This window comes from Euzebya sp. (assembly GCF_964222135.1).
Classification (GTDB): Bacteria; Actinomycetota; Nitriliruptoria; order Euzebyales; family Euzebyaceae; genus Euzebya.
Window position 1 is genome coordinate 37,414 of record NZ_CAXQBR010000007.1, and the last position, 11,155, is coordinate 48,568.

At 74.3% G+C, this 11,155-nt stretch carries 11 protein-coding genes; 9 read left to right on the plus strand and 2 right to left on the minus strand.

Annotated features, from left to right (window positions below; genetic code table 11):
- Positions 1-4 precede the first annotated feature (4 nt).
- From argF to ACEQ2X_RS03020, 7 genes are all read left to right on the plus strand, one after another.
- Positions 5-976, plus strand: a complete 972-nt coding sequence (argF, locus tag ACEQ2X_RS02990; RefSeq protein ID WP_370324280.1) for an ornithine carbamoyltransferase — start codon at positions 5-7, stop codon at positions 974-976.
- 8 nt (positions 977-984) lie between these two features.
- Positions 985-1,446 (plus strand): arginine repressor, encoded by a 462-nt coding sequence (gene argR, locus ACEQ2X_RS02995; protein WP_370324281.1) that lies wholly within the window; start codon positions 985-987, stop codon positions 1,444-1,446.
- 13 nt (positions 1,447-1,459) lie between these two features.
- Positions 1,460-2,695: an argininosuccinate synthase gene (locus ACEQ2X_RS03000; protein WP_370324282.1), complete on the plus strand. Its 1,236-nt coding sequence runs from the start codon at positions 1,460-1,462 to the stop codon at positions 2,693-2,695.
- A gap of 174 nt (positions 2,696-2,869) precedes the next feature.
- On the plus strand, positions 2,870-3,460 hold the full coding sequence (locus ACEQ2X_RS03005) for a hypothetical protein (RefSeq protein ID WP_370324283.1): 591 nt from the start codon (positions 2,870-2,872) through the stop codon (positions 3,458-3,460).
- A gap of 3 nt (positions 3,461-3,463) precedes the next feature.
- Positions 3,464-4,900 carry an argininosuccinate lyase gene (gene argH / locus ACEQ2X_RS03010; protein WP_370324284.1) on the plus strand — a complete coding sequence of 479 codons (1,437 nt, stop codon included), beginning with the start codon at positions 3,464-3,466 and terminating at the stop codon, positions 4,898-4,900.
- Positions 4,897-6,087, plus strand: a complete 1,191-nt coding sequence (locus ACEQ2X_RS03015; protein ID WP_370324285.1) for a winged helix DNA-binding domain-containing protein — start codon at positions 4,897-4,899, stop codon at positions 6,085-6,087. The genes argH and ACEQ2X_RS03015 overlap by 4 nt, the downstream gene beginning before the upstream one ends.
- Before the next feature lie 95 nt (positions 6,088-6,182).
- A complete protein-coding gene (locus ACEQ2X_RS03020) occupies positions 6,183-6,596 on the plus strand; it encodes a hypothetical protein (RefSeq protein WP_370324287.1) in 414 nt (137 codons plus the stop codon).
- Positions 6,597-6,602: 6 nt separating this feature from the next.
- On the opposite strand, the gene ACEQ2X_RS03025 is transcribed toward ACEQ2X_RS03020, so the two are convergent.
- Entirely contained in the window at positions 6,603-6,962 is a 360-nt protein-coding gene (locus tag ACEQ2X_RS03025) for a hypothetical protein (protein ID WP_370324288.1), read from the minus strand.
- 57 nt (positions 6,963-7,019) lie between these two features.
- Between ACEQ2X_RS03025 and polX the strand changes: the two genes are divergently transcribed.
- Both polX and ACEQ2X_RS03035 read left to right on the plus strand, forming a co-directional pair.
- Positions 7,020-8,774: a DNA polymerase/3'-5' exonuclease PolX gene (polX, locus tag ACEQ2X_RS03030; RefSeq protein ID WP_370324289.1), complete on the plus strand. Its 1,755-nt coding sequence runs from the start codon at positions 7,020-7,022 to the stop codon at positions 8,772-8,774.
- Between the two features lie 23 nt (positions 8,775-8,797).
- Positions 8,798-9,394: a DNA-3-methyladenine glycosylase gene (locus tag ACEQ2X_RS03035; RefSeq protein WP_370324290.1), complete on the plus strand. Its 597-nt coding sequence runs from the start codon at positions 8,798-8,800 to the stop codon at positions 9,392-9,394.
- A gap of 246 nt (positions 9,395-9,640) precedes the next feature.
- Here the strand turns inward: ACEQ2X_RS03035 and ACEQ2X_RS03040 are convergent.
- Positions 9,641-11,155: penicillin-binding transpeptidase domain-containing protein (locus ACEQ2X_RS03040; RefSeq protein WP_372530537.1), on the minus strand; the 1,515-nt coding region annotated here is incomplete at its 5' end.

Here is an 11,155-nt window from a genome sequence, read left to right on the forward strand (position 1 = left end):
AGCCATGTCCACGCCCCTGTCGTCCACCACCCCCATCCGCCACTTCCTGACCGTCGACGACCTGCAGCCCGACGAGCTGCTCGCCGTCCTCGACCTGGCCGACGACCTCAAGGCCCAGCGGCCCCGCCCGGGTCGCGGTCCGGTGTCGGATTTCGGCACCGCGCTGGCGGGCCACTCGATCGCGCTGATCTTCGAGAAGTCCTCGACGCGGACGAGGGTCAGCTTCGAGGTGGGCGTCCGCGAGCTCGGCGGCCACCCGCTCGTGCTGAACCGCGACCAGCTGCAGCTCGGCCGTGGCGAGACCGTCGCCGACACCGCCAAGGTCCTGTCGCGCTACGTCCACGCGATCGTGCTGCGCACCTTCGGCCAGGACCGGTTGGAGACCCTCGCGGAGGCCGGCAGCGTCCCGGTCGTCAACGCGCTCAGCGACCTCGCCCACCCCTGCCAGGCCGTCGCCGACCTCCAGACGATCCGTGAGTACAAGGGCGGGCTGTCCGGCCTCAAGCTCGCCTACGTCGGCGACGGCAACAACGTCGCCCACTCGCTGCTCAAGGCCGGCGCGATGATGGGCATGCACGTCGCGGTCGCCACCCCGCCGGGCTACGCCCCAGACGCCCAGGTCGTCGACGAGGCGATCGAGCTGGCCGATCCCTCCGACGGCCGCATCACCATCACCACCGACCCGGTCCAGGCGGTCGAGGACGCCGACGTCCTCTACACCGACGTGTGGGCGTCGATGGGCCAGGAGGCCGAGGCCGCCGAGCGCGCCGCCGTCTTCGCCGGGTACCAGCTGAACACGGCCTCGCTCGACCTCGCCCGCCCCGACGCGATCGTCATGCACTGCCTCCCCGCCCACCGCGGCGAGGAGATCACCGAGGAGGTCCTCGAGGGCGACGCCTCCGTCGTGTTCACCCAGGCGGAGAACCGCCTGCACGCCCAGAAGGCGTTGCTGCTGACCCTCCTCGGGCGGGCCTAGGGGTGGTCATGGCCACCGACGAGCGCACCGCCCGGCACGAGCTGATCCGCGAGCTGGTGGCGACCTACCAGATCAGCGCCCAGAGCGAGCTGGTGGAGCTGCTCGCCGCCCACGACGTCGAGGTGAACCAGGCCACGGTGTCGCGTGATCTCGAGCAGCTCGGCATCGGCAAGCTGCGAGGCGCCGACGGGACGGTCGCCTACAGCCTGCCCGAGCGGTCCGGCCTGGCCCAGCTGCTCCGCCAGTTCGTCACCCACGTCGACGCGAGCGGGAACCTGGCGGTCCTCCGCACCCCGCCCGGCGCGGCCGCGACCGTCGCCAGCGCGATCGACACCTCTGCAGTCGACGGGGTCCTCGCCACCCTCCAGGGCGACGACACCGTCCTGGTCGTCGCCCGCGAGCCGGCGACCGGCCGGGACGTCGCCACGACCCTCTCCCGCCTCAAGACACCCCCGATCCCCACACGCTAGGAGCACCAGTCCAATGGCCTCAACAGTGACACCGCGCACCTCCGGTGCGACGACCCTCGTCCTCGCCTACTCCGGCGGCCTCGACACCTCCGTCGCCATCCGCTGGCTGAAGGAGAACAAGGGCTACGACGTGATCGCCTGCGCCGCCGACATCGGCCAGGCCCAACCCGGCGAGATGGACCGCGTCCGCCAGCGCGCCCTCGACTGCGGGGCCGTCGAATCGGTCGTGGTCGACGCGAAGGAGGAGTACGCCCGCGACTTCGTCGCCCCGGCCATCGCCGCCAACGCGATGTACATGGGCAAGTACCCGCTCGTCAGCGCGCTGTCCCGGCCCCTCATCACCCGCCACCTCGTCGCCACGGCCGAGGAGTACGGGGCCACCGCGATCGGGCACGGCTGCACGGGCAAGGGCAACGACCAGGCCCGCTTCGAGGTCACCGCGATGGCGATCGCCCCGCAGCTGACCGTGGAGGCGCCGATCCGCGAGTGGGGCCTGTCGCGCGAGGAGTCGATCGGCTGGGCGACGGAGCGGGGCATCCCGATCCCGGTGAAGAAGGACTCGCCGTACTCCTTCGACGAGAACCTCTGGGGGCGGACCGCCGAGTGCGGGATCCTCGAGGACCCCTGGGCCAGCCCGCCCGAGGAGGTCTTCGAGCGCTCCGCCGCGCTGGCCGACACCCCCGACGAGCCCGAGGACCTCGTCATCCGCTTCGAGCGCGGCCTGCCGGTCGCGGTCGACGGGCGCGAGATGGCGATGGTGGACCTGGTCGCCGAGGTCGACCGGCGGGCCGGCGCCCACGGGGTCGGGCGGATCGACATGGTCGAGGACCGCCTGGTCGGCATCAAGAGCCGCGAGATCTACGAGTGCCCCGGCGCGATCACCCTGCTGACCGCCCACCGGGACCTCGAGGACCTGACCCTCGAGCAGGAGCTCGCCCAGGAGAAGCGCGCCGTCGAGGGCCGCTACGCCCAGCTGATCTACAACGGGCTCTGGTACACCCCGCTCAAGCGGGCGCTCGACGCGTTCATCGAGGTGTCCCAGCGCTACGTCACCGGCGAGGTGCGGATGACCCTGTTCAAGGGCCAGGCCTGGGTGGCAGGTCGCCGCAGCGAGCTGGCGCTCTACGACCACGACCTCGCCACCTACGACGCCGAGGACGCCTTCGACCACACCCAGTCCGAGGGGTTCGTGAAGCTGTGGGGCCTGCCCACCAAGGTCTGGTCGGAGAAGCAGGCCCACGTCCAGTAGCGGCGACGGCGCGTGCGGCGCGTGCGGCGTGTGCGCGGCCGTGCAGCTCAGATCTGAGGGGTGGGTCCGCCGGCGTCGCCGGGGCTCGGATCTGAGCGGTGGGTCGGGCACCCGGACTCCCAGATCTGGGGGCTAGGGTCGCTGAGCCACCCAACTCCCAGATCTGAGGACCGCATGCGACATCGACAGGTCAGCCCCGCCAGGGCCGGGGTGGTGGCCCTGACCGGCCTGGCGGTCCTGACCGGCTGCGGGGGCGGAGGGGCGGGCCTGGCCGAGGGGCCGATCCCCACGGTGCCGGACGCCACCGCACCGCCGGTGCCCGAGCTGGACCTGGCGGTGACGGCACCGGCGGCGTCCACTCCACCGCCGGCACCGACCGCGCCGGCGGCCACGTCGCCGCCGCCGGACGACGCCGCGGCCACGGCGCCTCCCGCCCCACCACCGCCTGCAGCGGACGTGCCCGACGACCCGGCCGCCTTCGGGCGCGAGGCCGGCGTGGCCGGGGTCCGCGACGCGGTCGCCACCGACCCCGAGGCCGCCGGGCCGCGCGGCCAGGAGCTGGTCGAACGGCTCGGCCAGGTGCTGGACCAGCCCACCCGGCAGCGGATCGACCAAGTCCGCCGGCAGGTCGAGCGGTGGGCCGAGCGCGACGAGCTGGCCGACGAGGTCGCGATCGCGGCCCTGGCGGCGCTCGAGCAGGCCCGTGAGGACGCGCCACCCCGCGGCGGTGACGACCGAGACCGTGACGACGACGAGGACGACTGACACATGAGCGACGCGAGCACCACCCCGACCACCCCCGCGACCGGCGAGGGACGGCTGTGGGGCGGGCGGTTCGCCGCCGGCCCCGACCAGGCCGCCTGGGCGCTGGGGGTCTCCACCCACTTCGAGGGGCGGCTCTGGCCCTACGACCTGGCCGGCTCGGCCGCGCACGCCGACGAGCTGCGCCGCCTCGACCTGCTGACCGCCGACGACCACGCGGCGATCACCCGCGCGCTGACGCGGATCAGGGGTGAGTTCGAGGACGGCTCGTTCGCGTTCCTCCCCGACGACGAGGACATCCACGGCGCGATCGAGCGGCGGCTCATCGCCCTGGCCGGCGAGGCCGGAGGACGCCTGCGCGCCGGCCGCTCCCGCAACGACCAGATCGTCAACGACCTGCGGATGTACCTGGCCGATGCGATCGCGGCGATCACCACCGACGTCCGGGCCGTGCAGACGGTCCTGGCCGACCAGGCCGAGCTGACCCTCGACGCCCTCGCGCCCGGTTACACCCACGTCCAGCGCGCCCAGCCCGTCACCCTCGCCCACCACCTGCTGGCCCACGCCTGGGGGCTCGATAGGGACGCGGGTCGGCTGCTCGACTGCCGGCGCCGGCTGCTCGACAGCTCCCCGCTGGCCTCGGGCGCGATGGCCGGGCTCACGCTGCCACTCGACCCGCAGCGGTACGCCGACGCGCTCGGCTACACCGGGACCGCCCCGAACACGATGGACGCCGTCGCCGACCGCGACTTCGCCGTCGAGTTCCTGAGCGCCGCCGCCATGCTCGGCGTCCACCTCTCCCGGCTCTGCGAGGACGTCGTGCTGTGGGCGTCGGTCGAGTTCGGCTGGGCCCGCGTCGGCGACGCGTTCTCCACCGGCTCGTCGATCATGCCGCAGAAGCGCAACCCCGACGTGGCCGAGCTCGTCCGCGGCAAGACCGGCCGGCTCGTGGGCGACCTCGTCGGGCTGCTCGTGGTCCTGAAGGGCCTGCCGATGACGTACAACCGCGACCTGCAGGAGGACAAGGAGCTGGTCTTCGACGCCGTCGACACCCTCGCGCTGTCCCTGCCGGCCGTGACCGGCATGATCGCGTCGCTGACCTTCGACACCGAGCGCATCGCGGGCACGGCCGCCGGCGGGTTCGCCCTGGCGACCGACGTGGCGGAGGCGCTGGTCGTCGCCGGCGTCCCCTTCCGCAGCGCCCACGAGCGGGTCGGCGCCCTGGTCGCGGAGTGCGAGCGGCAGGGCATCGACATCACCGACCTGGCCCCCGAGGCCTTCGCCGCCGCGATGCCCGAGCTGGCCGGCGAGACGACCGCCGACCTGCTCGACCCCGCGGGCGCGGTGCGTCGACGCAACGCTCCGCACGGGCCGGCGCCGGACGCGGTCGCCGGCCAGCTCGCCGCCCTCCGCGATCGGCTTGCCGCCGTGCCGCGCACGTGACCGCGGTCCGCCACGTCGACGACGACGAGCGTCGCCGGCGGCTGGTCCGCCGCCACCACCTGGGCCGCACCGCGGCGACGTGCCGGCAGGCCGTCGCCGATGTGCTGGCGATGCACTCGAGCGATCCGCTGACGCCGTTCCTGGGCCTGCGCGCACGGGTCCCGGACCTCACGATCGCGGCCATCGACGCCGCCCTGTACGAGGAGCGGGGTCTCTGGCGCCTACACGCCATGCGCCGGACGCTGTGGATCGTCGACCGCGACGACGCCCCCGCGGTGCTGGCGGGCTCGACGGCCAAGGTGGCGGCCGCCGAGCGCCGGCGCCTGCACGGCTGGCTGGGCGCTCTGGACGACCACCCGGCTGCCGCGGACCCGGCGGCCTGGTTGGCGGATCTCGAAGCGGCGGTCCACGCCCAGCTCGCCGACGGCCCGATGGCGACCCGCGAGCTGTCGACCACCGTCCCGGGGTTCGCGACCAAGGTGACGCTCGGCACCGGCAGGTGGGCGCAGGAGGCGGCCATCGGTCCGCGGCTCCTGTTCCTCATGGCCATGGACGGCGATCCCGTGCGGGGCGCCCCGCTCGGCACCTGGCGGGCCAGCCAGTACGTCTGGCACGCCCACCGCCAGCGGTTCGGCACCGACCCGCCGACCCGGCCGTCGACCGATCAGGCGCAGGCCCAGCTCGCCCGCCGCCACCTGGACCGCTTCGGCCCGGTGACCGAGGAGGACCTCGCCTGGTGGATGGGCTGGACGAAGGCCGAGACCCGCCGCGCCCTGTCAGCCGTCAGCCCGGTCGAGGTCACCACCGACGCCGGGCCGGCGTGGGTCCTGCCCGGTGACGACGGACCGGAGCCACCGCTCGACGCCCCCGCCGTGGCCCTGCTGCCGGGACTCGACCCCTCGACGATGGGGTGGAAGGCGCGGGACTTCTACCTCGGCGACCACGGGGCCGCGCTCTTCGACCGCAACGGCAACGCCGGGCCGACGATCTGGCTCGACGGGCGCGTCGTGGGCGGGTGGGCACAGGGACCCGACGGCGGCGTCCGCACGCGCCTGCTCGAAGACGTCGGCGCGGACGCCGCCGCCCTGGTGGACGCCGAGGCCGCCGCGGTCGGCGCCTGGATCGGTGACGACGGCGTCACGCCGCGCTTCCGCACCCCGCTCGAGCGCGAGCTCAGCGGGGCGTGACAGCGGGGCCTGACAGCCGGGCCTGACAACCGGGTCGGCCGTGGAGCCTGACCCGGCTGCCGTCGCCGACGGCCCGGAGTAGCCTCGCCCGCGCCATGTCCTCCCCGCGCCCCTCCAACTCCTCCAAGCGGTCCGGCAGCCAGGTCCAGCTGCTGGCCCGGGTCGACGAGCTGGCGCGACGGGAGGGCCTCATCGCCGCCGACACCGCCAAGGCGCGGATCTACCGCGACCGCATCGGCGGCACCGTCATGTGGCTGCCGCACGGGCAGGGCCGTCTCGAGCTCACGCTGATCCAGGTGCGCATGGCGTCAGAGCAGCGCGCCGACCTGCTCCACGAACTGCTGGCCCGGTGCGCGGCGAAGTCCACCGAGGACATCCCCGCCCACGAGCTCGGCCTGAGCGCCGACGACGCGTGCGCCCACTGGGCCACCCTCGAGCGGGAGTTCTTCGGCGAGTACCTGATGGCCCACCGCGAGGTGCAGGCCGGCCACGGTCCCCGCTCGGCCTGATCGCGCCTACCCCGGGCCTGGCCCCCCGGTCTCGAGCTCCCGCACGTCGACGGTCGGCTCGGCGTCGAACGCGCCGGTGTCGAAGCCAGCCTCCTCGAGGCTCTCCCGGCCCTTGGACCGCAGGACCGGGTCGATCAGCGCGGCGGTCCACCGCCGCAGCGACTCCTCCGCCAGGCCGTGCGGCACCTCCACGTCGAGGGTCACCGTGACCCGGACCGTCCCCGTCGGCAGGGGTTGGACCGTCCCCGGCGTCGCCCGCAGGACCTGGCGGTCGCCCGGGTTGAACAGCACGAGCGTGCCGTCGTCGTCCACCGCGGCGACCTTGCCGACGAAGCCGCTGGCCCTGACCCACCTGCCGATCTCCATGGGGCGAGGATAGGCGCGAGGTGCTGCGTCACAGGTCGCCGCTAGAGTCCCGCAGCGATGGCTTGGGTGAACGAGGAGCTGTCGCGTCGCTTCGGCGAGATCGCGACGCTCCTGAAGATCAGCGGCGCCGACCGCTTCCGGGTCCGCGCCTACGAGCGCGCGGCCGACGCGATCCTGGCCGCCCCGGTCGACCTCGGGGAGATCGAGCGCGCGGCGCTGTCGGACGTCAAGGGCATCGGCGAGTCGACGGCCAAGAAGATCGTCGAGTACCTCGACACCGGCACGATCGGGATGCTCGAGGAGCTGCGCGGCGAGGTCCCCGCCGGCGTGGTCGAGCTGACCCGCATCCCCGGCCTCGGCCCGAAGACCGCCGTCCTGGTGCACTCCCAGCTGGGCGTCGACTCGATCGCCGGGCTGCAGGAGGCGATGGACGACGGCCGCGTCGCCCAGCTGAAGGGCCTGGGCGCGAAGACGGTCGAGAACCTGCGCGAGTCCCTCCGCCGCATGGGCGCGAAGGACACCGACCGGGTACCCGCCGCCGACGCGATCGCCCTCGCCGAGGAGATCTGCGCCCGGCTGCGGATCCGCGACGACATCCAGCAGGTCACCTACGCCGGCAGCCTCCGCCGGATGCGCGAGACGATCGGCGACATCGACGTGCTGGTCGCCTCCGACGCCGACCCGGTGCCCATCCACGAGGCGTTCCGCGCCCTCGACCTGGTCGAGTCCGTCATCGCGGCGGGGGAGAAGAAGTCCTCGGTCATCACCGTCCGCGGCATCCAGGCCGACCTGCGGGTGGTCGAGCCGGTCGCCTGGGGTGCGGCGCTGCAGTACTTCACCGGCTCGAAGGCCCACAACGTCCGCGTGCGCGAGCGGGCGGTGCGCCGGGGGCTCCTGCTCAACGAGTACGGGATCTTCCACCGCGACGAGGAGGGACAGGCCGGCGAGCGCATCGCGAGCGAGACCGAGGCGGACGTGTACGCCGCCGTCGACCTGGCGTACGTGCCGCCGGCCATGCGCGAGGACACCGGTGAGGTGGACCGCGCGGCGGACGGCACCCTCCCCCGCGTCGTCGAGATCGCTGACCTGGTCGGCGATCTGCACGGCCACTCCGACTGGTCGGGAGACGGCAAGGCCACCCTCGCGGACATGGTGGCCGCGGCGGCGGCCAAGGGGTACGCGTACTGGGCGGTCACGGACCACGCCCTGCCCCTCCTCCCGATGAACGGCATCAGCGCCGCCCAGCTGCGCGAGCGCCGCGAGGCCATCCGCGCGCTCCAGGACGACCACGAGATGGCGATCCTCGACGCCTCGGAGCTGAACATCGGGTTCGACGGGGAGGTGGACTACGACCTCGACGTCCTCCTCGAGCTGGACTGGACCGTGGCGAGCGTCCACACCGGCCTCGAGAAGGGCGAGGCGGTCCAGACCGCGCGGATCCTGCACGCCATCGAGAACCCCGGGGTGAACGCCATCGGGCACCTCACCGGGCGCAAGATCGGCAAGCGGCCCGGCTACGAGGTCGACCTGGCCGCCATCCTGGAGGCCTGCCGCGAGACGGGGACGGCGCTCGAGGTCAACGCCTCCCCCCGCCGCCTGGACCTGTCCGGCGAGATGGTCCGCCGGGCGGTGGAGGCCGGTGTGACGCTCACGATCAGCTGCGACGCCCACTCGGTCGGCGACCTCGACAGCATGCGCTACGGGGTGTGGACCGCCCAGCGGGGGTGGGCGACGCCGGCGGACGTGCTGAACACCCGCGGGGTCGACGACCTCCGCGCGTTCGTGGCCGCCAAGCGGGAGCGGCTGCTCTGACCTCCCCCGGTTGGGGGGATCCGGTGGACCTCGCGTTCCTGGCCCGACCCTCCACCGCGGTGGCGCCCGACCTGCTCGGCTGCGTGCTGGTCTGCCCCGGGGAGGGGACGGCCGCACGGATCGTCGAGGTGGAGGCGTACGACTCCACCGACCCGGCCGCGCACACCTTCCGCGGCCGCACGCCCGGCAACGCGGTCATGTGGGAGCGCGCCGGACACCTCTACACCTACTTCACCTACGGCATGCACTGGTGCGCGAACGTGGTCACGGGCGAGGTGGGGGAGGGGCAGGCGGTGCTGCTCCGCGCGGCCGAGCCGCTGGCGGGGGAGGAGGTGTTCCGCGCCCGGCGGGGTGACCGCCCGTCGCGGCGTGATCTGCTGCGCGGTCCGGCGCGCCTGGCCCAGGCCTTCGGGCTCGGACGGGACCATGACGGACTGGACCTGCTCGCGCCTGACGCCCCCTTGCGCGTGCACCGGCGGGTCGGGCCGGCACCGGAGGTCGTGGCGGGCCCCCGCGTCGGCGTCCGCCGGGCTGCCGACGTGCCGTGGCGCTTCGCCGTCGCGGACAGCCCGTGGGTCTCGCGGTACGTGCGGCACCCGAAGGCCCCTCCCGCGAGCTGAGCGACCCTCCCCCTCCCCCGGGTGGCGGGGTGGCGTGGTGGTGGGTCAGCGGGGATGGATTCGACACCGTCAGGGGGCCCCACGGGATGGAATCGACATCTCACCCGCCTCACGCGCCACTGCAGTGGACCCTGGCCACGTGCGCGACCCGAACGGGGCAGGAGGGTGTCGAATCCATCCCGGCACGGTGTCGAATCCATCCCATCGGGGGGGTGCGCCCCCCGACCCCCGCGGGGGAGGGGTGGGTCAGGCCGGGTAGACGTCCAGGGTGACGGGGGAGTGGACGGGCACGTCGGCGCCGACGTCGGGGTGCTGCTGCCACACCACACCGGGGCGGGCGGCCGCGCCGGTGCACGACGCGACGCCGTCGGGGCAGCCGACGCGGACCTGGACGGTGAACCCCTGGGACTCGAGGTTCTGGCGGGCCAGGTCGAGGGTGAGGCCGAGCACGTCGGGCACGACCGTGCCGGTGCGGTCCGCGCTCGACACCCGCAGGGTCGCGACGAACCCGTCCGGTCCGAGCACCTGCCCCGCGCCGGCGGGCGGCTCCTGGGCCAGCACCCGGCCCGGCGGGACGGTGGTGGAGTGCTCCGGCTCCTCGACGACGGTGAACCCGGCCGCGTGCAGCGCCTCGCGGGCCTCGGCCACCCCCAGCCCGGTCCCCGGCGGCACGTCGACGGTCGGCGGACCGGCGGGCTCGGCGCAGGCCGTCGTCGGCTCCGTCCCGGGCAGGTAGCTGCGCTCCCCGATCAACCGGCGCGGCGTCCACGGGTTCGGCAGGCAGTCCCGGGTCAGGTCCACGGTGACGGTGACCAGGTCGACGCCCGGCCCGGCGAAGGGCGTGGCGACGGTGTCGGCCAGCGCGGCGGTCCCGAACCGCGCGAAGATCTCCGCGGGCCAGCCGCCTCCCTGCACCTCCACCCGCGTCCGCGGGGGGACCATGGGCACACGGCCCTCGGGGAAGCCGACCCACACCGCCACGGCGAGGTCCGGGGTGTACCCGGTGAACCAGGCGTCGGCGTTGTCCTGGGACGTCCCGGTCTTCCCGGCGGTCGGACGGCCCAGCTGCGCGCCGACGCCGGTCCCCGACGCGACGACGTCCTGCAGCGCCAACGTGACCTGCTCGGCGACGGCGGGGTCGACGACCTGCGCACCTGCCGCGTCGGGACGCTCCCAGATCACCACCCCGTCCGCGTCGGTGATCCGGCGGATGATCGAGGGGTCGTGGCGGACGCCGCCGGTCGCGAGCGTGGCGGTGGCGCCCGCCATCTCGAGGGGGCTGACCTCCTGGCTGCCGAGCGCGATCGAGCCCAGGGCGCTGAGGGGGCTGGTGATGCCGACGCGCCGGGCGACGTCGACGACGGCCTCAGGACCGATGTCGGCCACGAGCTGGGCGAAGACGGTGTTCACGCTGAGCGCCGTGGCCGTCCTGAGGGTGAGGTCGTCGTAGCCCTGACCGGCGGCGTTCGACACCTCCCACGTCCGTCCGTCGCCCAGGGGGACGGCGATCGACGCGGGCGCGGGGAGGGTGTCGGTCAGCTGCCAGCCGGCCTCCAGCGCCGCGGCCAGGACCAGGGACTTGAAGGCGGACCCGGGCTGGCGGCGCCCGTCCGTGGCCAGGTTGAAGCGCGCCACCGGGTCCAGCGGGTCGGTGTAGTCCCGACCGCCGACGAGCGCGCGGATCTCCCCGGTGGAGGGGTCGATCGCGACGACGGCCCCGCGGGGGTCCCCCGCGGGGAGATCGGAAGAGCGTCGTGTAGG